This is a genomic window from Methylosinus sp. C49, assembly GCF_009936375.1.
Lineage (GTDB): Bacteria > Pseudomonadota > Alphaproteobacteria > Rhizobiales > Beijerinckiaceae > Methylosinus.
In genome coordinates this window covers 1,267,659-1,292,500 of sequence record NZ_AP022332.1, presented here as the reverse complement: position 1 = coordinate 1,292,500, position 24,842 = coordinate 1,267,659, and the positions used below count along the sequence as shown (strand labels likewise).

Below are 24,842 nucleotides of genomic sequence, written 5' to 3'. Positions count from 1 at the left end.
CGATCGGCAGATATGGAGCCGCGCTTGCGCGGCGGGCGCGCCGGCAGCCAGGCCTCGTGCAGCGCGCGCAGCTCGGAATCGCCGTGGATGGCGACGAGGCAATTCTGCTCGTCCTGTCCGGCGCGCGCCAGCAGACGATGCAGAGCGCGGCCCTTGCGCGCGATCTTGGGCGTCGTCGTCTCCTCCGGCGTCACCAGCACGCCGGCGCGGCGGAACACGAGGCCGAGCCAGCGCTGGCCGGTGATATAGGAGATGCCGATCGCCAATATGAGGCCGGCGATGGTCGGCGACATCCAGGCGACGAGCGAGGGCGAGATCATCAGGCCGGCGACCAAGGTCAGCGCGCCGAGCGCCACATGCCATTGATGGCGGCGCACGATGGCGTTGAAGGGAACCGAGCCGTCGTCGCGCCGCTGCGGGTCCCAGCCGGTGTCGAAGCCGAAGAGAATGTGAAAGACATGGCCGGTCTGGATCAGCATCATGATCGGCGCGAGCAGCGCCGACATCAGCACCTCGAACAGAGTCGAGATCAGCAGCATGATAATGCCGCCAGAGCCGCGCCGCGTCTCGCGATCGATCATCGCGAGAATGAGGCCGAAGAATTTTGGCGCCAGCAATATCGCCATTGTGAGCGCGAACAGCGCCAGCGAGCGTTCTGCGTCGAAGCGCGGCCACACCGGGAAGAGCGTGAATTTGGCGGTGAAATATTCCGGCCGGAAATAGCTCGCCTGAAAGACCAGCGCGATGCCCACCAAGAGCTGGCAGAGCCATAGCGGCGAGGTGAGATAGCCGAAGATTCCCGTGAGGAAATGCTGCCGCGTCGCCCAATGGAATCCGCGCGCGCCCAAAATGCGCGAATGCTGCAGATTGCCCTGGCACCAGCGGCGGTCGCGGATCGAGAGATCGATCAGCGAGGGCGGGCTCTCCTCGAAGGAGCCGCCGAGCGTCGGCATCATATAGACGGAGTAGCCGGCGCGGCGAATGAGCGCCGCCTCGACGAAATCATGGCTGAGAATATGCCCGCCGAAGGGCGGACGGCCCTTGAGATCGGGCAGACCGCAATGATGCGCGAAAGCCTGCGTGCGAATGATCGCGTTATGGCCCCAATAATTGCCGTCGCGCCCCATCCATTGCGCGAGGCCGGCGGCGATGACGGGACCATAGATGCGCGCCGCGAATTGCTGCACGCGCGCGAACAGCGTGTTGCGATTGATGATGAGCGGCAGCGTCTGGATGATGCCGGCGTCCGGGTCGGCCTCCATCGCGGCGGCGAGCCGCACGATGGCGTCGCCGGCCATCAAGCTGTCGGCGTCGAGCACCACCATATGCTCATAGCCGCCGCCCCAGCGGGTGACAAAATCGGCGATATTGCCGGCCTTGCGGCTGACGTTCTTCTCCCGCCGGCGATAATAGATGCGCGCCTGCGGCCCCAGCCTGCGGCGCATGGCGGCGAAGGCGCGCTCCTCGGCGATCCAGATATCGGGGTTGGTGGTGTCGGAGAGGAAGAACCAGTCGAAATGGGCGCCGAGGCCGGTCGCCTCCACATCCTGCAATATGGCCTGCAACGCGCCGAAGACGCGGCTCGGCGCCTCATTGTAGATGGGCATGACGACGGCGGTGCGCGCTGTGAGCGTTTCCGGCGGCGGCGGCGGGCGGCGCGCGAGCAGCAGCGCGACAAAACCGACGACGGCGCTGGCGAAGGAGAGCGCGATCCAGGAGAAGTTCAGCACGAAGAGCGCGAGCAGCGCCCATTTTAGCGTGGTGACGCCGCCGACGTCGATGACGCGGTACATCTCGTAGCCGCCATAGGCGGTGAGCGCGAGGCCGCCGCCGAAGGTGACGAAGCGCGAGATCCAAGGCGTGCGCCAGAGCTTCGGCGCCGAGCGCCGGCGACGCTCCTTCGCCTTGAAGCGCCAGAAGGATTGCGTCGGCATCTCGAGCCGGCGCTCCGCCGGCATGGGCGGCGCGGCGGCGGGATCGACGGGCGGCGGCGGAGCGGCGACGTCCGGCGGAACGGGTTCGACGAGAGAGAGAGCTACACCGTCCATCTATAGAGCCAAGTTTCGCTGATCGGCTCGTCGCCCGAATGGAGGACGAGGCGCAGCTCGCAAAAGGTCTCGCCGGCGGGATCGACGTCGAAGACGACGCGGCATGTCTTCGCCTTCGGATTGGGATAGATGCGAATGTTCGTCGCCGATCCGGGCGATGTCGTCAAGACGGGCCGCAGATTGGCGACACGTTGCGGATCGCCCAGATTGTCGCCCGCAAACTGGACGATAAAGCGGCGCAGTTTCGGCGAAGGCGCGCGGCCGCCGAAAGCCGAGACGGCGACCGCGAAAGGCGGACGCGCCGGCGGGCTCCAGCACCAGAACTGCCGATAGGCGAAAGTCGCCTCCTTGCCCGCGGCGAGCGGCTGCTTGGGCCGCCAATAAGCGACGATATTGGCGTTCACCTCCGATTCGGAGGGGATTTCGACCAGCTGCACCGAGCCCTCGCCCCAATCGCCGATCGGCTCCACCCAGAGCGAAGGACGCAGCTCCCAATGCTGTATGTCGTCCTGGTAGGTCTCTATGTCACGGTCGCGCGTCAAAAATCCGAAGCCCTTCGGATTGGAGTCGACAAAGGCCGAGATTTGCAGCGTGTCGCGGTTGGAGACCGGCCTCCACAGCCATTCGTCCTTGCCGGTGAGCATTTGCAGCCCATTGGTCTCGGCGACGAAGGGGCGCGGATCATCGGAGCGGCGATGGTCGAGCGGGGTGAACAGCGAGGCCGCCGCCGCGCCGCCGAGCCCCAGATGATCGATGGCGACGCGCGGGAACAGCGTGAATTCCGCGTCGATGATCGTCGCCTCGCCCGGCCGCAGCGTGAACAGATAGGCGCCCGTGACGCTCTGCGAGTCGAGCAGAGCGTGAATGACGAGGGCGTTGCCGGCGAGCGTCGGCTTCTCGATCCAGAAGCTGCGGAAGATCGGAAATTCCTCGCCGCGCGGATCGGCGGTGCGGATGGAGAGGCCGCGGGCGGTGACGCCGAGCGTCTGTCCGCGCGCCTGGGCGCGATAGAAGCTCGCGCCCTGGAAGAGAGCCAGCTCCGTGTCCGGCGCGCCGGCGCTCTGGGGAGCGAGGATGCGAAAGCCCGAGAAGCCGATATCCGGCAGCTTGTCGCCGACCTTCAGACCGCCATAGTCGAATTTGGCCTGGTCATAGACGACGCGCTTGGCGACCCTGTCCTCGACGACATAGAGCTCGATCGGCGCGCCGAAAATGAACCCCCTATGTAGCGGCTCGACCGAGAAGCCGCGATTCTCGCCGCTCCATATGGCCGCCCCGGCCTTCGTCTTTATGCCGACATATTGCTCATAGCTCAGATTGGCGAAAGGCTCGCGCAGCTCCGCCGAGGGGGCGGCGAAGGGACGCTTGGCGAGCGCGCGGGCGAGCTCGATCACCACCTCGCGGCCGAAAATGGCGGGCGCCGGCGGCGGGGCCGGCGGAGCCGATTGGGCGAAAGCGCGGCCGCCGGAGATTCCGCCGGCGAGCGCGGTCAAGGAGGCTTTCAACAGGTCTCTGCGTACGAACATGCGGGACCGGGACCCGTGACTGACGAAGGGGCGGGAAAAAACGGCGGACTTGTCTATCGGATATACCTGAAAGCCCGGACTTCGGAACACGAAACTTTCGTTTTTGGTTGCGCGGCGGAAACCACGCGCCGAGCCTGCGCTTGCTCCCCCGCCCGCGAATCTGCCAAGACGCATATGAGCAGGACGAATATGAACGCGAGGAAAACGGCCGGGCGCGCGCCCCGCCGTCCCCTCCCCGCCATGAGCCAGAGGCCGCGCAGCAAGATGGAAGCTCGACCGACCGACCGCCGCTCCCTCGCCGTAATTCTCGCCGCCGGCGAAGGCACGCGCATGAAATCGCGCCGGCCCAAGGTTCTCCATGAGGTCGCCGGGCGGTCCATGCTCGGCCATGTGCTGGCCGCCGCGACCGCGCTGGACGAGATCGCCGTCGTCATCGGCGCCGGCAAGGAGGATGTCGCCGCCGAGGCCCGCCGCCAGCGGCCGGACGCGAAAATCTTCGTCCAAGAGAAGCAGCTCGGCACCGCCCATGCCGTTCTGGCGGCGCGCGAGGCCTTCGCCGGGGCGGACGATATCGTCGTGCTCTTCGCCGATACGCCGCTGGTGCGCGCCGAGACGATCGCCGCTTTGCGCGCGGCGCTGGCCGAGGGCGCCGCCGTCGCCGTGCTCGCCTTCGAGGCCGCCGATCCGCATGGCTATGGCCGGATACTCTGCGACTCAGAAGGGCGCCCCGCCGCCATTCGCGAGGAGAAGGACGCCAACGAGGCCGAGCGCGCCTGCCGGCTCTGCAACGCCGGGCTGATGGCCATTTCCAGCGGCAAGGCTCTGGCGCTATTGGACGGGATCGACGCGGCCAATGCGCAGAAAGAATATTATCTCACCGATATCGTCGCCCGCGCCGCCGCGGCCGGGCTGGGGACGCGGCTGGTGGTCGCGGCGGAGGAGGAGGTTCTCGGCGTCAACGACCGCGTCCAGCTCGCCCGCGCCGAATCCGTCGCCCAGGAGCGGCTCCGCCGCGCGGCCATGCTCGGCGGCGCGACGCTGATCGCCCCGCAGACCGTCTTTCTCTCCCATGACACCAAGATCGGCCGCGATGTGACGATCGAGCCCGGAGTCGTCATCGGCCCCGGCGTCGAGATCGCCGATGGCGCGGTCATTCACGCCTATTCGCATCTCGAGGGGGCGCAGGTGGGCGAGCGCGCCACGGTCGGCCCCTATGGGCGGCTGCGGCCGGGCGCAAAGCTCGCGGCGCAGTCCAAGGTCGGCAATTTCGTCGAGATCAAGGGGGCCGAGATCGGCGAAGGGGCCAAGGTCAATCATCTGACCTATATCGGCGACGCCTCCGTCGGCGCGCATTCCAACGTCGGCGCCGGCGTCATCACCTGCAATTACGACGGTTTCTTCAAATATCGCACCATCATCGGCGCGAACGCCTTCATCGGCTCCAATTCGGCGCTGGTCGCCCCGGTGACGATCGGCGACGGCGCCTATATCGGCTCCGGCTCGGTCGTCACCAAGGACGTCTCGGCGGACGCCCTCGCCGTGGCGCGCGGCCGCCAGATGGAGAAGCAAGGCTGGGCGGAGAGCTTCCGCCGCGTCCAAAAGGCGAAGAAGGACAAAAAATAGAGCGCTGTAGAGTTTTGCTCTATAGAGTTGTACCGTGATCCAGCGCCGACGCTCGAGATCGAGCGCGCCGACCGGATTTTTTCATGAATAGCGTCGAATCGGACCCGATGGATGACGGTCGAATCCTCGAACCCCGAGGATTGATCGCTGAAAATATTCTCATTCCCGAAAACGCGACCGGAGAAGAAGATCTGGTCGAGGCGGTCGTCGATTTCGTGAACTGGGCGATGAACGAAGCCCGTCTCGTCCCCGGCGAGATCGCGCAGCAAGCCTTCTGGTGCTATCACTCGGATTATTATCTCGCCCAGGTCAACAACGGCGGCCATCGGCAATTCGCCTTCAACAGCGGCATGTCCGGGCAGACGATCGAGAATTGCCGATGCGGCCTCGCTGCGATGAGCGCGTCGGACCATCTGCAAGTCTTCGAAGAATTTCTCGCTTTCTTGAGCGCCGAACCGGCGCGCCTCGCAGCTCTGAACGAAGAAGTCATGTCGGGAGGCCGGTTTTTCCGAGACTCACTCGCTCCCCTCGACCATCGCTTTTTCGCTCTCGAAGACATGAAGCGAATCCATGCGGCGTGGCTGCGCGCCCTTCCGATCATGCGGCCGCTGCCTCCCGATCGCCTCGCCGCCGAGCGCGACGCTCTGATGCGACGCAATTCTCTGCGCGAGACGCGCGCCGATCTTGTCCGGCGTCGAGCCGACGCCATCTTCGCGAAAGACCCTCTACATGTCGCGGCGCGTGCGACCTGCGCGCCGGACGGCGTGGCGTTTCAATATGTCGGCGTGGGCCAAAAAGCCGGACCGGACAGCATCGCCTGGACATTGGCGACATCCGGCGGGCGACGCACGCTCGTCATGCGCGGCGACAAAGCCATGCTCTATGCGGGAACCTCTTTGCGGAGCGTGTATTTTTTCCGTGACCCCGCCTCCGCTCCCGTTCCGATCGGCGACGGAGCGGCGCGCCGCGCGCTGATGGAAGAGAAGCCGCGCAAAATTCGCGAGACGGCGCGAGCCGCTTTCGCCGAGACGAGCAAGGAGGCGCTGCTCGGCGAATTTTTCGCCGAGCCGATGAACACATTCTGTGACACATTGGCTGGGGCCTCGTCGAACGCGCGGGTCGCCATATACGCGTCCTATCTCGCCGAGAATGCGAAATTTCTCGCCCATGTGCCGCGCGCCGCTTCGCCGCTTTTCGCGACGCGCGCGGATTACGGGCTGATCCGCCTCATAATCGCCGATACATTGCTCGACGTCGCGCTGGCGGATGAAGCTCTGCCGATCGCGATTCTGGAGCGGCCGGACAGAGGCGCGGCCATGCTCATCAACATAGGCGCGATGGCCGCCGCTGCGGCGGCCGGCTTGCGCATCCTCGATCCCGAACGGCTCGCGGCGCTCTCGCGCATCGCGCCAAACGATTTCCTGCGGGAGCGCAACAATGTCGAGGCGCAGCTTTTCGAGATCGCGCATTGGTGGCCCAATGTCGTGCGCAGCATCGCCGATGTTCTGCCCGGGACCAGCTTCACCGCTCTGCCTTCGCTCTTCTCCAACGTCCGACTGCATCACGCCAAAGCGCTCGGCTGGCAATTGGCCCCGACCCTCGGTCTGCTCGTGGAGCATCTGGCGCCGTTTTGGCCCGACTATCCCAAGCCGAAGGTCGAGCCCATGGTCGAGGCCCATTCAAAAGGTGTCGTCGCTTTCGCGTCGCGATTTGCGAGTTCACGAGCGAAAGCCGAACGATGGACTGCGATCGTGCGTGTGATGCGCACGCGCGTCGCGCGAACGAAGCCGCCTGCCTCGGTCGGCGCGTCGGCATTCGACCCCGGCCGCTTCGGCATCGAATCAAAAGAAAAATTGGTGGGCGTCGTCGCCGTGGTCGATGACGGGACAGCCTATCGACAAGGGTTTCGTTTACTAAAAGACGGAGAACGCGCGCTTTTGGGCGGGAGCGCCGCCTCGAAGAGCGCGTGAAACTGCTAAGCTCGTCAAAGGCCGGGCCGCAGGCTATGACGAAAGCGGCTGGGCCAACCGTTTTCGGAGAGCTTTCATGTGCGGCATCGTCGGCATTCTCGGACGCGAGCCCGTCGCGCCCTCTCTCGTCGAGGCGCTGAAGCGGCTCGAATATCGCGGCTATGATTCCGCCGGCATCGCCACGCTGGAAAAAGGCAAGCTCACGCGCCTGCGCGCCAGCGGTAAGCTGCGCAATCTCGAGGAGAAGCTCGCCGCCTCGCCGCTGCTGGGAACGAGCGGCATAGGCCATACGCGCTGGGCGACCCATGGCCGTCCCACCGAGACCAACGCCCATCCACATACGAGCGGCGGGCTCGCCGTGGTCCACAATGGCATCATCGAGAATTTTCGCGAATTGCGCGAGGAGCTGACCGGCAAGGGCCATGTCTTCGCCACCGAGACGGATACGGAAGTCGTCGCCCATCTCGTCGGCGAGGAGCGCAGCAAGGGCGCCGCGCCGCGCGAGGCGGTCGCGGCCACGCTCGCCCGGCTCGATGGCGCTTTCGCGCTCGCCTTCCTCTTCGAGGGCGAGGAAGATCTGCTGATCGGCGCCCGCCGCGGCGCGCCGCTCGCCGCCGGCTGGGGAGACGACGGCGTCTATCTCGGCTCCGACGCTCTGGCGCTGGCGCCTTTCGCGCGCCAGATCGCCTATCTCGAGGAGGGCGATCATGTCGTGCTGACGCGCGAGAAGATCACTTTCTACGACGCCGCCGGCAAGGAGGCGGAGCGCCGCCGCCAGCCGTTGCAGGCGGGCTCCTTCCTCGTGGACAAGGGCAATTACCGCCATTTCATGGCCAAGGAGATTCACGAGCAGCCGGAGGTCGTCGGCCGCACGCTCTCACATTATCTCGATCTCTCGGCCGGCGAGGTGCGCCTGCCCTTCGCTCTGCCCTTCGATCCCAAAAAGCTTTCGCGCGTCACAATATCGGCTTGCGGCACGGCCTTTTACGCCGGGCTCATCGCGCGCTATTGGATCGAGCGCTATGCGCGGCTCGCGGTGGATATCGATATCGCCTCGGAGTTCCGCTATCGCGAGGCGCCGCTGGCCGAGAATGGGCTGATGATCCTGGTCTCGCAATCGGGCGAGACGGCCGACACGCTGGCCGCGCTGCGCTACGCCAAGGCGCAGGGCCAGCACATTCTCTCCATCGTCAATGTCGAGACTTCGACCATCGCGCGCGAGAGCGACACCGTTGCGCTGACATTGGCCGGCCCAGAGATCGGCGTCGCCTCCACCAAGGCCTTCACCTGTCAGCTCGCCGTTTTCGCCAGCCTCGCCATAGCGCTCGGGCGCGCCCGCGGCGTGCTGAGCGAGGCGGATGAAAAGCGCCTGGTGCGCGAGCTGGCGGCGACGCCCGGCCAGATGGCCGCCGCCCTCGCCCGCGAGGCGCTGGTCGAGCCGGTCGCCCGCGATGTGGCGCGCGCGTCCAGCGTTCTCTATCTCGGCCGCGGCGGCGCCTATCCGCTGGCGCTGGAAGGCGCGCTGAAGCTGAAGGAGCTCTCCTATATTCATGCGGAAGGCTATGCGGCCGGCGAGCTGAAGCACGGGCCGATCGCGCTGATCGACTACGCCATGCCGGTGATCGTGCTGGCGCCGCCGGACGCCACTCTGGAGAAAACCGTATCCAATCTGCAAGAGGTCGCCGCGCGCGGCGGCCATCTCATCCTCATCGGCTCCGCTGCGGCGCGCCAGGCGGCGGCGGCCGAGCTCGCCGGCTTCATCGAGCTGCCGGAGATCGCCGGCGCCTTCGCGCCGCTGGTCTATGCCGTCCCCGTGCAACTGCTCGCCTATCATGTGGCGGTGTTCATGGGGAAGGATGTGGACCAGCCGCGCAATCTGGCCAAGAGCGTCACTGTGGAGTGACGCTTTCGAGCGGCTCTGTCAGAGCCGCTCGATCTTGCGGGCCGCCTCGTCGATGAGATCGGCGACCTGGAACGCCAGCTCCTTGTCCGGCGCGCCGGCGAGGCGCTGCTGCAGCACGGTCTTGAGATTGACCATGGCCCGGAACACCGGCCCCGTGTCGACGCCCGCGCTTCTGGCGCGCAGCTCCTCGAAACGGGCGAGCGCGGCCTCCGCCTCCTTGCGATTCTCCTCGAGATGGGCCTTGCCGCCCTCCGTGATCGCATAGAGCTTCTTGGCGCCCTCGGTCGGCTGGACCTCCACCTGTCCCAGCTCCTCGAGCAGGGTCAGCGTCGGATAGACGATGCCGGGGCTCGGCGCATAGGCGCCGCCGGTGCGCGTCTCGATCTCGCGGATGACGTCGTAGCCATGGCGCGGCTCGCTCTCGAGCAGCAGCAGGATCACGAGCCGCAGCTCGCCTCCCTCGAACATGCGCCGCCGTCCACGGCCGCCGCCCCGCTCGCCGTCGCCATGCCGCGAGCCGAATCGAGACCCGCCGTCGCCGCCGAAGCCGCGATGGCCGCCACGCCCTCCCCGGCCGAAAGTCTCGTCCCCGCCGCCGCGCATAGCGCGCAGCATGAAGGCCGGATGCCCGGCGGGCTCCCCGAAGTAATGATGCTTCATAAACCTGTCTCCTTATGCTTAGACAGGTCTAAGATATATCTTATATCTATCTAGTCAAGCCCGTCGGAAGCGCTCGCCTCCGCAAATTCGCGTTTTCCAGACGAGCGCCTTCCCCCGGCTACGTCAGGATGCGGTCGGAGCATCGCCGCTCCGCAGAATTTCATCTGATGCTCAATGAGTTGATGTGGCCGGCCGGATCGGAGCTCCACTCACGCGCCGGCGGCGCGCTGCGGCCGTGGCGTGGCGGCCTGCTTTTCCGCCTCGGCGTCGAAGCGGCGCCGAGACTCCTCTATCGTCTCGACATGCGCGAGCGCCCAATCGCCGAGCCTGTGCAGCGGCTCGCGCAAGGAACGGCCGAGCGGCGTCAGCTCATAATCGACGCGGGGCGGAATTGTGGGATAGACGGTGCGCGTCACGAAGCCGTCGCGTTCGGCCGCGCGCAGCGTCAACGTCAGCATGCGCTGCGAAATGCCCCCGATGCGACGTCGCAGCTCGTTGAAGCGCAAAGGCCCGTTCCCGAGCGATTCGACGACCAGCACGGTCCATTTGTCGCCGATCCGCGATAGAATGGCCGCAATGCGCCCGCATTGGGCAGGAACATGAATGTGACCCCGTTCCAAAAATGTGCCTCCTTGCGCGCCGCGCCGATAGGAAGCAAGCTAGCCTAAGTTACCTCTTTATACCAGGAGCGAGCCGCATGACCCGCCTGTTGCAAATAGACTCGAGCATTATGGGAGAGAAATCGCTGAGCCGCCGCCTCACCGCCGAATTGGTGGAGAAGCTGCGCGGCGATATCCCCGGCCTCGAGGTCGCCTATCGCGACGTCGCCGCCGCGGCGCCGCCCATTCTCTCCAGCGCGCTCTTTTTCGCTCGCGGAGCCGGGACGGACCCGGGGGATGCGGCGCTGCGGGCCGAGCTTGCCACCGCCCGCAAGATTCTGGAGGAGTTTCTCGCCGCCGATATCGTCGTGATCGGCGCGCCAATGTATAATTTCTCCATTCCCACGCAATTGCGCGGCTGGATCGACCATCTCGTCGTGCCGGGCAAGACCTTCGCCTATACGGCGGACGGGCTCAAGGGCCTCGTGACCGGCAAGCGCCTCATCGTCGTCTCGACCCGCGGCAGCCTCTATGAGGGCAATGCGACGCTTTCGGCGCAGGATCATCAGGAGGCCTATCTCCGCACCACCTTCGGCAATCTCGGCGTCACCGATTTCGCCTTCGTCCGCGCCGAGGGCGTCGGCCTCGGCCCGGCGCAGAAGGAGGAGGCGCTCGCCTCCGCCCGCCGCGACATCGCCGCGCTGGCGGCCGCCTGAAACAAAAAAACGGCCCCACGGAACGACGTGGGGCCGCGACCTGAAGGGGAAATGACTACGTCCTAGAATTCCGCACGACCGCCGGAAAGGCGGCGACTCGCGACGCCACACGCAACCGACGCGATCAATCGAACACGGAGCCCAGCGCCGCTCCGATGAGACCGAAAACCACTGCGCTGGCGATGATGGCCGGGCCGCCCAACAGGCCATAGCCCACCACCCCGCCGATGACCGCGGCGAGACCGCCGGCGATCAGCTTGCCCGTGTTATTGTCCTTCTTGCCGGCCTCGCCGGACTTTTCCGCGATATTGTCGGCCATTTGCGCTTCTCCTAGAGAAGAGTAAGCCATTGGACGCCGCATCACGGCTCCTCTCCTAGCAGGCGCGTGTAATGCTCTCGTGAGAGTCTCTTGACGGGGGAGTGACAGGCCTTTCGCCCGGCGCGGCTTTCGCCCGGGACGAAAGCTTAGTAAAGTCGCGCCGCAATTTCGGCCGGCCCGAGGAGCCGGTCCCCAATCGAGGACAAAAGACGTGACAGGGACATTGGATACGAGCGGGCGCGCCACGGCGAGCGTCAACGCGCTGGCGGGCGAGATCGTCGACAGGCTCGTCGCGGGCGCGGAGCGCTATCGCCTCGCCGTTTCGCGCGGAAGCCTCGGAGAGCTGCTGATCGACGCCGGCGCCGAGGTGGCGGGCGGCATAGACGCAGGCCTGCTGCTCACGGAGATCTGCCTCGGCGGCCTCGGCAAGGTCACGCTCTCGCCGGCTCCGGGCCAGAAGAACTGGCCCTTCTGGCTGACCGTCTCCAGCAATGATCCGGTCGTCGCATGCCTCGCCAGCCAATATGCCGGCTGGAGCCTCTCCCATGAGAAATTCTTCGCGCTCGGCTCCGGCCCCGGCCGCTCGCTGGCGCGCAAGGAGGCCCTGTTCCAGGAGCTTCCTTATAAGGACTCCGCCGACCGCTCGACCATCGTGCTCGAGGCCGGCGCGCCGCCGCCGGAGGCCGTCGTGGCCAAGGTCGCCAATGATTGCGGCGTCTCGCCCGACAAGCTCGCCTTTATCTATGCGCCGACGCAGAGCCTCGCCGGCAGCGTGCAGGTCGTCGGCCGCGTGCTCGAGGTGGCGCTGCACAAGGCGCATGAGCTGAAATTCCCGCTCGAGCATATCGTGGACGGCATAGCCACCGCGCCGCTCTCGCCGCCTCATCCCGATTTCGTCACGGCCATGGGCCGCACCAATGACGCGATCATCTACTCCGGCCGCGCCCATCTCTTCGTGCGTGGATCGGCGGCGGCTGCCAAGGAGCTGGCCGAGAAGCTGCCGAGCTCGACCTCGCGCGACTACGGACGGCCTTTCGCGGAAATTTTCAAAGCGTATAAGGGCGACTTCTACAAGATCGACCCCAGCCTGTTCTCGCCCGCCGAGGCGATCGTGACGGCAGTGGAGACAGGCGAGACTTTCCGTGGCGGAGCTATCGACGAAAAACTGCTCGAAGCCTCTTTCGGCTGAGCCCGCGCGCCCCCGCGAGGGGGCGCCGCGCATCGCCATTTTCACCGACGAGCTCGACTGGCATGTCGAGCGCCTCATCAAGGGCTTCGCGCGCCATGGCGCGCGGGCCGTTCCCGTGCGCCTTAGCGCCTGCAAGATCGACACGACGCGGCCGCAGCACATCGCCATTCCTGGCTTTCACGGCTGTCTGCCGGACGCCGCCGTCGTGCGCGCGATCGGCGACGGCTCGCTGGAGACGATCACGCTGCGGCTCGGCGTGCTACATGCGCTCGACGCGCTCGGCGTTCCGCTGGTCAATAGCGCGCGCGCGATCGAGCGCTGCACCGACAAATCCGCAGCGAGCTTTCTGCTCGCCGCCGCGCGCATTCCGACTCCCGCCACCTTCGTGACCGGCTCGCGCGCGGAGGCGCTGCGCATCATCCGCAGCGAATGCGGCCTCGCGCCGCTGGTGCTGAAGCCTTTGTTCGGCGCGCAGGGCTGGGGCTTGAAGCTCATTCGCCGCGAGGAGGATCTGCCGACGACGGAGGAAGCGCGCGGCGTCTTCTATCTGCAGCGCTTCGTCCCCCCGCGGGACGTCTGGTACGAGGATATGCGCATTCTCGTCTCCCATGGCGAGATCATCGGCGCGATGCGGCGGCGCTCGCGACGCTGGATCACCAATATCCGCCAGGGCGCGAAGCCGACGCCCTGCGAGCCGAGCGCGCGCGAGCGCGAATTGGCGCTGCGCGCCGCCGCCGCGCTCAGCGCGGATTTCGCCGGCGTCGACATTATCGCCGGCGCCGACGGCCTGCCCATGGTGCTGGAGGTCAATAGTATGCCGGGCTGGAGCGGGCTGCAGAGCGTGACTCCTTTCCAGATCGCCGAGCGCCTCGCCGGCGACATAATGGCGGCGATCGGCGTCGCGGCGCGCCGCGCCAATGGCTGAGCCGCTTTCGGAACAGATCGCGCGCGCCTTCATCGCCGCCTGCGAGAACGAACTCGCCGCGCCCAAGCCCGGCAATGTCCATATATATGCGCCGGGCCATGGCATGGAGGCGCAGGACTTCATCGCCAGCGCCGCCGCCGCGGCTCCACATCTCGCCGCGACGGGCGCGAGCGTCGGGACCCGCATCCTCGGAGCAGTGGAAGCGACCTGGGCGCGCGTCGGCTGCAACACAAATCTCGGCATTATTCTCTTATGCGCGCCAATTGCTCACGCCGCGTTGCGAGAGGGCGAAGAGGGCCTCGCCGAAAAGCTCGCAGCGACGCTGAAATCGCTCGATTCGGCGGACGCCGATCTCGCCTTTCGCGCCATAATGCGCGCCTCGCCCGCCGGATTGGGCTCCGCGCCGCAGCACGATGTCGCCGCGCCGGCGCAAATCTCGCTGGGCGACGCCATGGCGCTCGCCGCCGACCGCGATCTCGTCGCACGGCAATATGCGAATGGATTCGCTGACATTTTCGGTCTGGGCCAGGAAGCGATCCGCGGCGCGCGGGCGCGCGGCCACGACCGCGAGACGGTGACGCTGCTTCTATTCATGACTTACGCACGACTTTTTGCCGACACGCATATCCAGCGGAAATTCGGCGAAAAAGTCGCTCTCGAGACCTTGACGCGCTTTCAAGAAGCGGCTTCTCTTCTCGACGCCGCGCAAGACAGAGATTCCATGTTCCACATCGCGCTGGAGCTGGATCATTCTCTCAAAAAAAGCGGCTATAATCCGGGCGCCTGCGCGGACCTGACGGTCGCCGCGCTTTTTGTCGATTATCTCCTCGCCATCTTGCCGAACGTCCACAAAAATGGTTGAGTTCGCGCCGCGCGAGATGGTCTCGCGACCGGCTCGTCCGGCTCGGCCGCATTTCGGCCTGACGCCGGAGAGACAGAGGGAGGCGCCCGCGCTGGCAGCCGCGTGGGCGACAAGTCGAGTTTATCGAAAGGAAGAAACATGGCCCTGATCAACAAGCTCATGGTCGGCGAGTCGCTCGTCGGCGAAGGCAATGAAGTCGCTCACATCGACCTCCTGATCGGACCGCGCGGCAGCGCGGCCGAGACCGCCTTCGCCAACGCGCTCGTCAACAACAAGGACGGCTTCACCACGCTGCTCGCCGTCGTTGCGCCGAATCTGCTGGCCAAGCCGAACACGATCCTGTTCAACAAGGTCACCATCAAGAACGCCAAGCAGGCCGTTCAGATGTTCGGACCGGCTCAGGCCGGCGTCGCCAAGGCCGTCGCCGACTCCGTCGCCGAAGGCGTGATCCCGGTCGCCGAGGCCGATGACCTGTTCATCTCCGTCGGCGTGTTCATCCACTGGGAAGCCAACGACGACAAGAAGATCCAGGAGTATAACTATCAGGCCACGAAGGAAGCCATCGCGCGCGCCGTCAAGGGCGAGCCGAAGGCCGCCGAGGTCGTCGCCAAGCGCAACGACGTCAAGCATCCTTTCGGCGCGAACTGAGCTCACGCTCGTTCGGCCGGCGAGCGTCGGCGAGCGTCGGCGCGCCTCGCGCGCGTCGTCGCCTCGCTGCGATGCGGCGCTCCGTCGCCGGATTTTCGAGGAGCCGTCCGCGGCTCCTCTTCGTCGACTCGAATTGAAGCGAATCGATCCGCGGTCGGCGCGTCACCAGTCGGCTTCCTGACGGAAGTTGCAGCGAGATTGGGGGGCCTCGCGCAGGCCGAGAACAACGCCGCCAAGGCGTGACGAACAGACCGAAAGGAAATCGAATATGGCTTCGATACTGGACAAGATTCTGGGCGCCCTCTTTCCGAAGGCCGGCTCCAGCTCCTCGACTCCCAAGCTGCTTGTCGGCGAATCGCTCGTCGGCGAAGGCAATGAGGTCGCGCACATCGACCTGCTGATGGGTCCGCGCGGCAGCTCGGCCGAGACGGCTTTCGCCAATGCGCTCGTCAATAATAAGGACGGCTTCACCACCCTGCTCGCCGTCGTCGCGCCGAACCTTCTGGTCAAGCCCTACACCATCCTCTTCAACAAGGTGACGATCAAGAACGCCAAGCAGGCCGTTCAGATGTTCGGCCCGGCGCAATATGGCGTCGCCAAGGCCGTCGCCGACAGCGTCGCCGAGGGGATCATCCCGATCGAGCAGGCCGACGACCTCTTCATCTCGGTCGGCGTGTTCATTCATTGGGAAGCCAATGACGATCAGAAGATCCAGGACTTCAACTATCGCGCCACGAAGGAAGCAATCGCCCGCGCGATGAAGGGCGATCCGAGCGCTTCCAAGGTGCTCTCCGAGCGCGTGACCGCCAAGCACCCCTTCGCCGCCGCCGACTGAGGCGCAGCGCAAGCCCGCAATCGACTAAAGAGGAGCCGCCGACCGCGGCTCCTCTTTCTTTTTATGCTCCGCGCAAATCGTCGGGCGACAGCCGCCCATCGTGCAGCGCCGAGGCGACGAGCGCGCCGGCGACGCCGATGCGCGCCAAGGCCTCGAGATCGCGCGCATCGCGCAGCCCGCCGGCGGCGTAGATTTCCCGGCCCGGCGCGCGGCGCGCCAGCGAGGATAAAAGCGCGACATCCGGCCCCGCAAAGGCGCCGACGCGCGCCAGAGTCATGGCGATGATTCGCGGCGGCCAGAGCCGCGGATCGTCGAGCAGCGCAGGCGGTCCGAGAAATTCGTCGCCGCGAAAATCCAGCGAGAGAATCGCGCGCGCCTCGCGCGAGAGATCGGGGACGACATGCTGCGCGAGGCTCTCGCTGCCGATGACGGGCGCGAGATTGGCGAGCCTCGAGGCTCGCGGTCCAGGCGCCGCATCGGACCGGACGCCGTCATCGACCCAGAAAGAGACTTGCGGAAAGCTCTGCGCCAGCGCGTCGATCACCGCGCCATGATCGCCGCATCGCTCGATCGCGTCGAGATCGGCGATATAGAGCGTATCGAAAGCAAAGAGCCGCAGAAATCCCGCGACGATCGCCTCCGGCGCGCTGCCGGCGGCGAGCGGCGTGACGATCGGCGCATAGGAAGCGCGCTCGCCCCGAAAGGCGCGCACGACATGGCCGCCTTTGAGGTCGATGACGGGGATGATCCGCATGGGGGCGTTATAAGGGATAACCCACGCCCGCGCGACGGCGGCGCGCTTTGAAGTTGCCATGAACGGCCGTTCGACCTGGACCATGTGAAGGTCCTCTTTGCCTGGATTTCGCGGACGTTCGGCACGCTGGAGCGTATGAACATAGAAGCTCATGGCCCGCATGGCCCAGGTAACGCTCCGGTGATCGGCGGCGACGAGCCTCGCGAGAAATCAATCGAACATCGACGATGTTTGTCGCCGACTATTCGATCGCGCGCCGGGAGAGACGCTCAGGGGTCTCTCTTCGCCAGCGCGATCTTATTTGCCTCAGCGCTACAGCTTCCCGCGCACCGCGTTTTTGCCGCCGGCGGATGACGCCGGCAACGAAAACGAGTGGCCAACTCAGAAAGAGGCCCAAGGCGAGGCCGGGCCAGTCGAAGGCGCGCTCGGCGATGGGCGCGACGAAGATCGCCGGATCGGCGCCGTCGCAAACCTCGATCTGACACATGAGGCGGTTACTCGGAGTCCATCGGCTCCAGCGGCGCGCGCGCGGCTCCGCCATGCGCCTCGCGGAAGCGTAGCGCTTTCCGTTTCTTCCTGCAGATATGGACGCCGGTGACGGAGAGCGCGCAGATCGCGAAGCCCATCACGCAGACGAGAATCTTCATCGGCAGGCCGAAGATGGAAGCGGTATGGAGACGCGCGAGCCATCGACCAATCGAATTTCCCGCTTTCTCAGCAGAGTCTCCTGGCCAGGTCGCTGCGCGCAGAGCGCCCGAGTCGGCGTCGAAAACGACCATCGCTCGCGCATTCGCTGCGATCGTCGGCGAACTATGCGCGACGAGCGCGTAGACGCCGCGGCTGCGATCATAAGAGAGAAGCGTCTCGCTCTCGATGGAAAAACCCGCTCGACGCGCCTGCTCGTCGAGCAGCCTGCGCCCGACGACGCGAGCCGCGCGCCAGTCGAGAAACGGCGCGTCGAGCGGTTCGGCCCGCGCAGGCAGAGCGGCAGGAAGCTCGGCGAAGCCGAACAGCGCCTTCATCGTCGGGCGATAGACCACGTCGAGATTGAAGCCGACGCCCGACCAAGCGAAGACCAGCAGCATCGCCCAGGTCCATAGGCCGAAGGCGCGATGAATGTCGAAATTGACGCGATATGCGCCGCCGTCGAGTTTGATCCGCCAAGCCGGTCGCCACCGATCCCACCAGGATTTTGCGGCGTGGGACGCGTTGCTCCGGTCGCGCCGCCTCGGCGGCAAGGTGAGGTAGAAGGCGACGAAACAGTCTATCGTCCAAATGAGCGCGGCGACGCCGAGCAGATAGCTTCCGAAGCTTCCGGTGAAGGCCGGCAGGGCGAGCGTGTAGTGCAGGCGATAGAGAAAAAAGAGCAGATTTTTTCGGTCGAGCGAGACGACGCCCCAGCTGCGCGTCCCGAGCCTCTCTCCCGAATAAGGGTCGAGATAGAGAAAGATCAACGCAGCCGATTCCCCTTCCCCTTTCGTCCAGACGCGGGCCATGTAGGAGCGGCCGGGCTCGACCTCGAGCGACGCATCGTCGATGCGCGCGCCCGGATAGAGCGCCGCAGCGCGCTCTCTCAGCTCGAGGGGATCGAGCGCGGCGGCGTCGCGCGCCGCGACGGTCAGAAGGTCTGGATTGAGACAGACGTCGATCTCGTCACGAAAGGCGAGGACGCTTCCCGTGGCGCCGACGATGACGAGAAATCCCGCCATCGCCAAGCCCGCCCAGCGATGAACCCGCACCCAGAAGGCGCGAGACATCGTCAAAACTCCATGCGGATGGAGCCCTTGAACGTTCGCGGCGTTCCGACGCCGATCTGGAACTGGCCTCGGTTGCCGGTGGGGTAATAGCGCGTGTCCGCCAGATTCTCGACATTGAGCTGAGCGGTCAGCTTGGTCCCGTAGAGATCCCAGCTGTAGGACGCGAGCAGATTGAAGATGGCGTAGCCGGGAACATGATAGCTGTTCAGGCTGTCGCCATAGGATTTGCTGCGGGCGTTGACGCCTCCGCCGAATTTCAGGCCCTTCCAATCGCCGTCCTGCAGCTCGTAGGTCGTGAACAGATTGCCCATATGACGGGACACATCGGCCGGCGTGAAGCCGGTGAAGCCCTTGAAGCTGACCGTATTGCCGAGCGGATCGCTGACGACGCCCTCGTCCTTGGCGACGATCGAGTCGATATAGGAATAGCCGCCGATCACCTTCCAGCCGGGCAGAATCTCTCCTGCGACATCCAGCTCCACGCCTCTATTGCGAATCTCGCCCGTCGCGACGCGGTAGCCGAGAGCGGCTCTGGTCGGATCGGGGTCCGACACGCCAACATGCTGCTTGATGAGATTGTAATAGGCGAAAGTGGCAGTCAGGCGCTTGTCGAACAGCTCGGTTTTGACGCCCACCTCCCATTGCTGGGCAGTCTCCGAAGGCAGAATTTGCTGTGTCGGCCCGGCGGGACCGGAGAGACCGCCAGCGGAGCCGAAGTTTTCGAGATAGCTGCCATAGAGGCTCACTTCCTCGATCGGCCGCCACAGCAGGCCGAAGCGCGGCGTGACGCGCTGAGAGTTATTGCCCAGCTGTTCGCCGTTTCCGTCATAGGCGTTCGAATGCGTGATGGCGCGATCGTAGCGAGCTCCGGCCAACACGAACAGATTGTAGGGAAGCTTCAGCTGATCCTGAACATAGAATCCGTACCAGTCTTCTCGGTTGATCGAGGTCCAGCCGGGAAGGAAGCTATTGTATTGGCTGAGAGTGGTCGGCGTGACGCTATGGATCGGAAACAGATAGTCGATGTTCGACTGCCGAATTTTCGATGCGCCGAAAAACGGATTGAACGCCCGATTGGAGAGGTAATCGCCGCCGACCAGCACCGAATGCTCGACGCCATAGGTTTCAAATCTTCCTGTGAGATCGAGATTTAAATTCACGCTGTCTCGTACGCCGCTATTGGCGATCGCGACGCGGCTCAATTGCGTCGGCGAATTGGCGGCGAATCCGACCGGAACCACCAAGTAATTGTCCGAGTGATAGACGATGCCTTCGAAGCGATTGGTCAGCGTCCAATCCTCCGAGAATTTATGCGAGAAGTTATAACCGTATTTCACGGTCTCGACATTCATCGAGGAGTTTGGATCGTTGAATGCGCGCTCGCGCGGAAGAAAGGCCGCTGGCCCCACGCCAAACACCAATGAGAGCGGATCGTATTTGGTGAATCCGAATGTGCCGACATCGAAGGGAATGGCTTGACGGCCATATTGCAGATTGAATGTTATTTGCGTCGCGGCGTCGATATTCCATCGCACGACCGGCGAGACGAAGTAATTTCGCGAATAGTTCGTCTCGTGAAAAGAATGCTCTAGATCCGCCTCCGCCGTCAGCCGATAGAGCAGCGTATCGTCTTTCGTCAGAGGACCGGTGGCGTCCAGCGTCGTTCGGTAGGAACTATACGAACCGATTTGCTGCTGGATGACGTAATGCGGAATCGCCTCGGGCTGCTTGGTGACGACATTGACGATGCCGCCCGGGTCCGCGCGGCCATAGAGGATCGAAGCCGGCCCTTTGAGAACCTCGACCTTCTCGACATTGATCAGCGACGACGTTCCGGGCAGGCCGCTCTGCAATCGCAGCCCATCGGTATAAACATAAGAGGTCGTGAAGCCGCGGATCTGAAATTGATCATTGCCGCCGATATAGCTGGAATCGAATGAGCGAACGCCGCTGACATTGTCCACCGCGCGCGCCAGCGTCGTCGCCTGCTGATCCAGCAGCACCTGCTGCGGCACGACTTGCACAGAGACCGGCGTCTCCATGATGGAGGTGTTGGTTTTGAGCGCCGTCATTGCGCTTTTGGGGTGGTAGCTCGTCTTTTCCGCCTCGGCGCGCGCAGATTGCGCTGTGGGCCGAACCGGCCCCGCCGCAGCGCCAATGTCGATCGCCGGCAACGACTCCTGCGCCAGAGCCGAATGGATCGAGGACAAGGACAAGGCCATGAGCGCGCCGACGGATGCGCCGCGCAACAGGTTGGAACGAAGCATAGAATTTCTCCTTGCGCGGCGATCGACGCCCGCATGAACGGTGACGAGATGGTTGGACCCGAGGGTCTTCGTTCAGCCGGTCAGGAGAAAATCGGCGGCGCCTGTGACGACCAGGAGCTGGCCCAGCCTGTGGGCGGGCGGACTCTTGCCTCACGCCGCCGAACCGCAGCGAGGACGAGCGCCGGCCGAGGCGCGAACGCCCCGCTCTCCTGCGTCGCGCCAGCGAGCGTCGCGCCGTCGAAATCGCGCGCGCCGCAGAGGACGCAGCACTGGGAATGATCGCCAGTTTTTGCGGGAGGCGCATCACTCCTATGCCGGTCGGCCAGGCAAGGCGCGCCGCGAAAGGAGATGGCGAAACCGCCATCGCCGATCCGCACGAGAGACGGGATCGAAAACGGCCCCGCGGCGAGGCTGAGGAATACGAAGGACAGAGCCAAAATGCCGAAGAGGAACGCAGAAAGCGCCGGTCGTCGGCGCCTTTCCGCTTGCTGGCCCTCTCGCGCGATCATCATGACTGCCCATGTCTTAAAAAGACCCGTTCGGCCAATGCCATAGCATGTTTGCCACCGGCTTTGGCCAGGGCGACGCCTCGGGTCGTGAGCTCGAGCATTAAGAGCGAAGTGTCTCGGGAACCTCGCGGCCTCGAAAATACATCAAAAAGGCGGAAGCTGTGGCGCCGGCGCCACAGTCTCGAGGCCAACGTATGAGACTCGCCTCATAACGCAGCTCGCCGAGCGCTTTTCCAGGCGCCTCTCCTTACGATATGACAGTGAAGGATGCGTATTTCGGACGCTCGTCGCTCGAGCCGCGCATCGATGACAGCTGGGAGCGGCGCCCATGCGTATTCTTTTGGTGGAAGACCATACGGCCTTGGCGTCCGAAGTGATGTCCAGGATCGAGCGAGCCGGCTATGGCGTCGATCGAGTCGGCACGAAAGAGGATGCCGTCATCGCGCTCGAGGATCACGCTTATTCGCTCGCCTTGCTGGATAGGCGACTTCCCGATGGAGACGGCATCTCGCTGATCGCCCTGCTGCGAAAGAAGCAACCGGCCATCCGCATTCTGATGCTGACCGCGCTCGACGCCATCGACGACAGAATCGACGGCCTGGAGGCCGGAGCTGACGATTATCTCACCAAGCCGTTCAACCTCGACGAGATGATCGCCCGCATTCGCGCGCATCTTCGAAGGCGCAGGGATCAGCCGAGCCCGCCGATCGAGCTCGGGGCGCTGTCCCTCGATCTGGACGAGCGCACAGTGTCGATCGCCGGCCGCCCCGCTCTGTTCCCGCGCAGCGAGCTGATCCTATTGGAGACTTTGCTGCGTCGCGCCAATTGCGTCGTTTCGCGAGAAGCGCTCAACGCCCAGCTCTACGGAAACGAGATCGAGGCGCAGGACCACGCGTTGACGTCGCAGGTGTCGCGCCTGCGCGTTCGCCTGACCCAATTGAAAGCCGGCGTCGAGATTCATTCGGCTCGCTCCCTCGGCTACATCATTCGGGAATCGAATGAGTATGAGGCGTGACGAACGCTCCGTCGCTCGCATTGCGCGTCACGGTTCTGCTTACTGCCGCGCAACTTCCAGCCTTCGTGCTCGCTTGGATCGTGATGTTCGTCCTCGGCCTGGCCAATGTCGGCGGATTCAATGCGTCATTCGACGAAATGGCGTCTGTTCGTGTGACCGCTCTCGTGGACGATTCATTGGTCCGCGGAGAGGACGGCCTCGGAAAAATCGAGCCGACGCACGACCTGCAAGAGGAAATGCAGCGCGTTCCCGGCCTGCTCTTCGCCGTGTTCGATCCGGTGCGGATGCAGCCTTTGGCGGGCTCGTCCCCGAAGCTCGTCTCGAAATTGGCGAGCTTGGCGGAGATCCGCGCCGATCATCTCCATTTCACAATGGGCGACGACCAATGGCCGGGCAGCTCCGGTCATATGATGTTTCGCCGGACCCCCATAGGCTTGATGCAAGTCGCGCTCTATGGACAAAAATTTCGGCCGGAAGACTTGTTTTTCTCCCTTAAGAACGATCTCGCCTGGGTCAGCGCCTATCTGATCGTCGGCATGCTGACGACAGTCGGCGTCGCTTGGATCGTCGTGCGGCGCGGCCTGACGCCCTTGCGGGCGATCGTCGGTGAAGTCGCGCGAATCGACCTGAGCTCGTTGCGCCAGCGATTGCCGACGCGCGGCGTACCCGTCGAAATCGCGCCTTTGGTGGAAGGAATGAACGAGGCGCTGATGCGCCTCGATGCGGGGGTGGAGCGACAGCGGCGCTTCACCGCCAATGCGGCGCATGAATTGCGCACGCCGCTCGCCATAATGCGCGCGCGCTTGGAGAATGCGAAAGCGTCCACGCTCAAGAGCGAATTGCTGGGCGAGGCGAGCCAGCTTCGGTCGATCGTCGAACAAATGCTGGTCGCCGCGCGGCTGACGGAAGGCCAGACGACGCTCGATCAAAGCATCGATCTCGAGCGATCGGTTCGGCAAATCGTTTCCAACTTTCTGCCGCTCGCGATGGATTGCAATCGATTCATCGATTTCGAGAGCAGCGGGGCGTCGATGCTCGTGCGTGGAAATCAGCGTGCGATCGACTGCGTCGTGACAAATCTCATCGACAATGCGCTTCGCGCCGAGCCGAAAGACGGAACGATCGTGGTTCGGGTCGACGATGACGGAATCGTCGCGATCATCGATCATGGAGAAGGCGTCGCGCCCGCCCTTCGCGAAATGGTTTTCGAAGCCTTCTGGCGAAAAACCGAAACGACGTCCGGCACGGGCCTCGGCCTCGCGATCGCCAAAGAAATCATGGACGCTCACGGCGGCCGCATCTGGGTCGAAGACACGCCCGGCGGAGGCGCGACGTTCAAAATCGCGCTGACGCTATCGCGGGAATGAATGTCCGCTGTCCAGCGACATAGGTCGGATCGCAATTCTGTCGTCGGTGAGATGGAGAGAAGAGCAACGCGGTTAACGCGGCAAGCGCGGGTGGCGGCTGGCTGCGACGATCGATCTCGTCGCCGGCGCGTCGCAAAGTCGTGGGCTTCCGCGCGAGGCCCCGCACTCGGCGAAGAGTCAGAAGCCGAATCTCCCCACCCCGGCGCTTTGACAAATCCTGAACCTATTCCTATCTCTGCCTCGCTCCCGTCGACGCAAGGGCGCGCTTCTCGGGTCAGGGAGCGCGGGCGGGGACCGGGGCTCCATCCGGGACGGCGCCCCCCCTTCCCTGGACAGGCGGCGCGTCGCCGAACCGGCGTTTCTCTCCCGTCCATGGGGAGGGCGAGAGCCGTTCCGTGAGCCCAGGCCATCGGAAGCGATCGGGTCTTGAATATGAAAACCCAGGATTCGCGGATCCGAATGCGCCTCGGGACGCCGACGAGAAGGCGAAGCCGCGTATCGGGGCGCATCTTCGCGCTGCGGCCGAAAGGGGTCGGAGCGTCCCGAGCCGCCCCTCCTCCCCGCCGCCGCGCGGCGCCGGGCGCATCGGCGCGCCTTTACGGCGCGCGGCGAAAAGGCGTAAACGAGGCCCGTCGCTCACAGCCGCAGATCGTTCCCCCATGAAGACTTACCTTTCCGCCGCTCTGGCTCTCGCTCTTTCTTGCGCGTCCGTAGCGCATGCGCAGCCGCAGGCGGCGGGACAGAGCGATTGGCCCTGCCGTCAGGTGAAGGTGCCGAGCGTCGCCGTCGCCGGCGTCTGGACCGGCCCCTCGCTCGACGGCGCGAAGGCTTGGCGCGAGGAGTCCGCGCTCGCCGATCTCGTCGCCCGCGTCAGCGCGCGACGCACGCCGATCGAGACCGCGCAAAAGCTGGTGGCGGATTTCGCCGCGGCGGCGGGAGACAAGCGCAAGGAGCGGCTGACGGCGCTTTTTGCCGGCGTCTACGACACGCTCGAGGCCGAGCGCCGCGAAGTGCTCTCCGGGCTCGACCGCTATGGCGCCAAGCAGAAGCTGCTCGCCGAGCGGCTGCGCGAGGAGACGCAGGCGATGCGCGCCGAGCAGGACAAGCCGACGCAGGACGCGCAAAAAATCAAGGACGCCAGCGAGGCGCTGCAATGGGATTTGCGCGTTTTCGACGAGCGGCGCCATGCGCTCTCCTATGTCTGCGAGACGCCCGCGCTCATCGAGCAGAGGCTCGGCGCGCTGGCGCGCGTCATAGAAGCGGCGATCGATTAGATCGACGCGCGGCTCCTCCCCCGCCTGCGCGGGAGAGGGAGAAGATTCGGCGCTTCATCTCGGTTTCGCGCCGCTC

20 protein-coding genes (1 of these 20 only partly in view) are annotated in these 24,842 nt (G+C 64.9%); 12 read left to right on the top strand and 8 right to left on the bottom strand.

All coding sequences use genetic code 11. The features are described 5' to 3' along the window. Positions 1–2,048, bottom strand: partial view of a glucans biosynthesis glucosyltransferase MdoH gene (gene mdoH / locus GYH34_RS06120; protein ID WP_161912795.1) — the 5' portion only. Its footprint begins 190 nt before the window's first position; 2,048 of the gene's 2,238 nt are visible here — the first part of the coding sequence; the start codon lies at positions 2,046–2,048; the stop codon falls past the left edge of the window. After that, positions 2,036–3,574, bottom strand: a complete 1,539-nt coding sequence (locus tag GYH34_RS06115; protein WP_161912794.1) for a glucan biosynthesis protein — start codon at positions 3,572–3,574, stop codon at positions 2,036–2,038. The genes mdoH and GYH34_RS06115 overlap by 13 nt, the downstream gene beginning before the upstream one ends. A gap of 264 nt (positions 3,575–3,838) precedes the next feature. Here GYH34_RS06115 and glmU point away from each other — a divergent pair, with 264 nt between their 5' ends. From glmU to glmS, 3 genes are all read left to right on the top strand, one after another. After that, positions 3,839–5,197 carry a bifunctional UDP-N-acetylglucosamine diphosphorylase/glucosamine-1-phosphate N-acetyltransferase GlmU gene (gene glmU, locus GYH34_RS06110; RefSeq protein WP_244635292.1) on the top strand — a complete coding sequence of 453 codons (1,359 nt, stop codon included), beginning with the start codon at positions 3,839–3,841 and terminating at the stop codon, positions 5,195–5,197. A gap of 140 nt (positions 5,198–5,337) precedes the next feature. Beyond that, a complete protein-coding gene (locus tag GYH34_RS06105; RefSeq protein WP_161912793.1) occupies positions 5,338–7,167 on the top strand; it encodes a DMP19 family protein in 1,830 nt (609 codons plus the stop codon). Positions 7,168–7,243: 76 nt separating this feature from the next. Next, complete coding sequence (gene glmS / locus GYH34_RS06100; protein ID WP_161912792.1) at positions 7,244–9,070, top strand: glutamine--fructose-6-phosphate transaminase (isomerizing); 1,827 nt, start codon at positions 7,244–7,246, stop codon at positions 9,068–9,070. Positions 9,071–9,088: 18 nt separating this feature from the next. Here the strand turns inward: glmS and GYH34_RS06095 are convergent, their stop codons facing one another. Both GYH34_RS06095 and GYH34_RS06090 read right to left on the bottom strand, forming a co-directional pair. Further along, positions 9,089–9,730 (bottom strand): PadR family transcriptional regulator, encoded by a 642-nt coding sequence (locus GYH34_RS06095; protein WP_161912791.1) that lies wholly within the window; start codon positions 9,728–9,730, stop codon positions 9,089–9,091. Between the two features lie 209 nt (positions 9,731–9,939). Next, a complete protein-coding gene (locus GYH34_RS06090) occupies positions 9,940–10,350 on the bottom strand; it encodes a helix-turn-helix domain-containing protein (RefSeq protein ID WP_161912790.1) in 411 nt (136 codons plus the stop codon). Between the two features lie 77 nt (positions 10,351–10,427). On the opposite strand from GYH34_RS06090, the gene GYH34_RS06085 reads away from it, so the two are divergent. Continuing rightward, the gene (locus GYH34_RS06085; protein WP_161912789.1) at positions 10,428–11,045 is read left to right on the top strand and encodes an NAD(P)H-dependent oxidoreductase; all 618 of its coding nucleotides are present in this window, start codon (positions 10,428–10,430) and stop codon (positions 11,043–11,045) included. 124 nt (positions 11,046–11,169) lie between these two features. Here the strand turns inward: GYH34_RS06085 and GYH34_RS06080 are convergent, their stop codons facing one another. Further along, entirely contained in the window at positions 11,170–11,364 is a 195-nt protein-coding gene (locus GYH34_RS06080) for a hypothetical protein (RefSeq protein WP_018266688.1), read from the bottom strand. A 211-nt stretch (positions 11,365–11,575) separates the two neighbouring features. Between GYH34_RS06080 and mch the strand changes: the two genes are divergently transcribed. The 5 genes from mch to fae (GYH34_RS06055) all read left to right on the top strand — a co-directional run bounded on the left by mch (position 11,576) and on the right by fae (GYH34_RS06055) (position 15,823). Next, complete coding sequence (gene mch / locus GYH34_RS06075; protein WP_161912788.1) at positions 11,576–12,553, top strand: methenyltetrahydromethanopterin cyclohydrolase; 978 nt, start codon at positions 11,576–11,578, stop codon at positions 12,551–12,553. Then, positions 12,507–13,478 (top strand): RimK family alpha-L-glutamate ligase, encoded by a 972-nt coding sequence (locus GYH34_RS06070; protein WP_161912787.1) that lies wholly within the window; start codon positions 12,507–12,509, stop codon positions 13,476–13,478. Before mch ends, GYH34_RS06070 begins: the two co-directional genes overlap by 47 nt. Further along, positions 13,471–14,340, top strand: coding sequence for a triphosphoribosyl-dephospho-CoA synthase (locus GYH34_RS06065; protein WP_161912786.1), 870 nt, complete (start codon positions 13,471–13,473; stop codon positions 14,338–14,340). Before GYH34_RS06070 ends, GYH34_RS06065 begins: the two co-directional genes overlap by 8 nt. A gap of 138 nt (positions 14,341–14,478) precedes the next feature. Further along, positions 14,479–14,988: a formaldehyde-activating enzyme gene (gene fae, locus GYH34_RS06060; protein WP_161914912.1), complete on the top strand. Its 510-nt coding sequence runs from the start codon at positions 14,479–14,481 to the stop codon at positions 14,986–14,988. Positions 14,989–15,256: 268 nt separating this feature from the next. Then, a complete protein-coding gene (gene fae, locus GYH34_RS06055) occupies positions 15,257–15,823 on the top strand; it encodes a formaldehyde-activating enzyme (RefSeq protein ID WP_161912785.1) in 567 nt (188 codons plus the stop codon). A 61-nt stretch (positions 15,824–15,884) separates the two neighbouring features. On the opposite strand, the gene GYH34_RS06050 is transcribed toward fae (GYH34_RS06055), so the two are convergent. The 3 genes from GYH34_RS06050 to GYH34_RS06040 form a co-directional block, all read right to left on the bottom strand. Continuing rightward, the gene (locus tag GYH34_RS06050; protein WP_161912784.1) at positions 15,885–16,577 is read right to left on the bottom strand and encodes a HisA/HisF-related TIM barrel protein; all 693 of its coding nucleotides are present in this window, start codon (positions 16,575–16,577) and stop codon (positions 15,885–15,887) included. A gap of 494 nt (positions 16,578–17,071) precedes the next feature. Next, positions 17,072–18,334 carry a PepSY-associated TM helix domain-containing protein gene (locus tag GYH34_RS06045; protein ID WP_161912783.1) on the bottom strand — a complete coding sequence of 421 codons (1,263 nt, stop codon included), beginning with the start codon at positions 18,332–18,334 and terminating at the stop codon, positions 17,072–17,074. Between the two features lie 2 nt (positions 18,335–18,336). Then, positions 18,337–20,601: a TonB-dependent siderophore receptor gene (locus tag GYH34_RS06040; protein WP_161912782.1), complete on the bottom strand. Its 2,265-nt coding sequence runs from the start codon at positions 20,599–20,601 to the stop codon at positions 18,337–18,339. An 837-nt stretch (positions 20,602–21,438) separates the two neighbouring features. On the opposite strand from GYH34_RS06040, the gene GYH34_RS06035 reads away from it, so the two are divergent. The 3 genes from GYH34_RS06035 (at position 21,439) to GYH34_RS06025 (ending at position 24,766) form a co-directional block, all read left to right on the top strand. Then, positions 21,439–22,125 carry a response regulator transcription factor gene (locus GYH34_RS06035; RefSeq protein WP_161912781.1) on the top strand — a complete coding sequence of 229 codons (687 nt, stop codon included), beginning with the start codon at positions 21,439–21,441 and terminating at the stop codon, positions 22,123–22,125. Next, positions 22,122–23,492 (top strand): HAMP domain-containing sensor histidine kinase, encoded by a 1,371-nt coding sequence (locus tag GYH34_RS06030; RefSeq protein ID WP_174242375.1) that lies wholly within the window; start codon positions 22,122–22,124, stop codon positions 23,490–23,492. Before GYH34_RS06035 ends, GYH34_RS06030 begins: the two co-directional genes overlap by 4 nt. A 659-nt stretch (positions 23,493–24,151) precedes the next feature. Next, entirely contained in the window at positions 24,152–24,766 is a 615-nt protein-coding gene (locus GYH34_RS06025; RefSeq protein ID WP_161912780.1) for a hypothetical protein, read from the top strand. The last annotated feature ends 76 nt before the right edge of the window (positions 24,767–24,842 follow it).

Excerpts from the sequence above, each read along its gene's own strand:
- GYH34_RS06115 (WP_161912794.1), bottom strand. The coding sequence starts at position 3,574 with ATGTTCGTACGCAGAGACCTGTTGAAAGCCTCCTTGACCGCGCTCGCC.
- glmU (WP_244635292.1), top strand. The coding sequence starts at position 3,839 with ATGGAAGCTCGACCGACCGACCGCCGCTCCCTCGCCGTAATTCTCGCC.
- glmS (WP_161912792.1), top strand. The coding sequence starts at position 7,244 with ATGTGCGGCATCGTCGGCATTCTCGGACGCGAGCCCGTCGCGCCCTCT.
- GYH34_RS06095 (WP_161912791.1), bottom strand. The coding sequence starts at position 9,730 with ATGAAGCATCATTACTTCGGGGAGCCCGCCGGGCATCCGGCCTTCATG.
- GYH34_RS06085 (WP_161912789.1), top strand. The coding sequence starts at position 10,428 with ATGACCCGCCTGTTGCAAATAGACTCGAGCATTATGGGAGAGAAATCG.
- GYH34_RS06080 (WP_018266688.1), bottom strand. The coding sequence starts at position 11,364 with ATGGCCGACAATATCGCGGAAAAGTCCGGCGAGGCCGGCAAGAAGGAC.
- GYH34_RS06065 (WP_161912786.1), top strand. The coding sequence starts at position 13,471 with ATGGCTGAGCCGCTTTCGGAACAGATCGCGCGCGCCTTCATCGCCGCC.
- fae (WP_161914912.1), top strand. The coding sequence starts at position 14,479 with ATGGCCCTGATCAACAAGCTCATGGTCGGCGAGTCGCTCGTCGGCGAA.
- fae (WP_161912785.1), top strand. The coding sequence starts at position 15,257 with ATGGCTTCGATACTGGACAAGATTCTGGGCGCCCTCTTTCCGAAGGCC.
- GYH34_RS06050 (WP_161912784.1), bottom strand. The coding sequence starts at position 16,577 with ATGCGGATCATCCCCGTCATCGACCTCAAAGGCGGCCATGTCGTGCGC.
- GYH34_RS06045 (WP_161912783.1), bottom strand. The coding sequence starts at position 18,334 with ATGTCTCGCGCCTTCTGGGTGCGGGTTCATCGCTGGGCGGGCTTGGCG.
- GYH34_RS06040 (WP_161912782.1), bottom strand. The coding sequence starts at position 20,601 with ATGCTTCGTTCCAACCTGTTGCGCGGCGCATCCGTCGGCGCGCTCATG.
- GYH34_RS06035 (WP_161912781.1), top strand. The coding sequence starts at position 21,439 with ATGCGTATTCTTTTGGTGGAAGACCATACGGCCTTGGCGTCCGAAGTG.
- GYH34_RS06025 (WP_161912780.1), top strand. The coding sequence starts at position 24,152 with ATGAAGACTTACCTTTCCGCCGCTCTGGCTCTCGCTCTTTCTTGCGCG.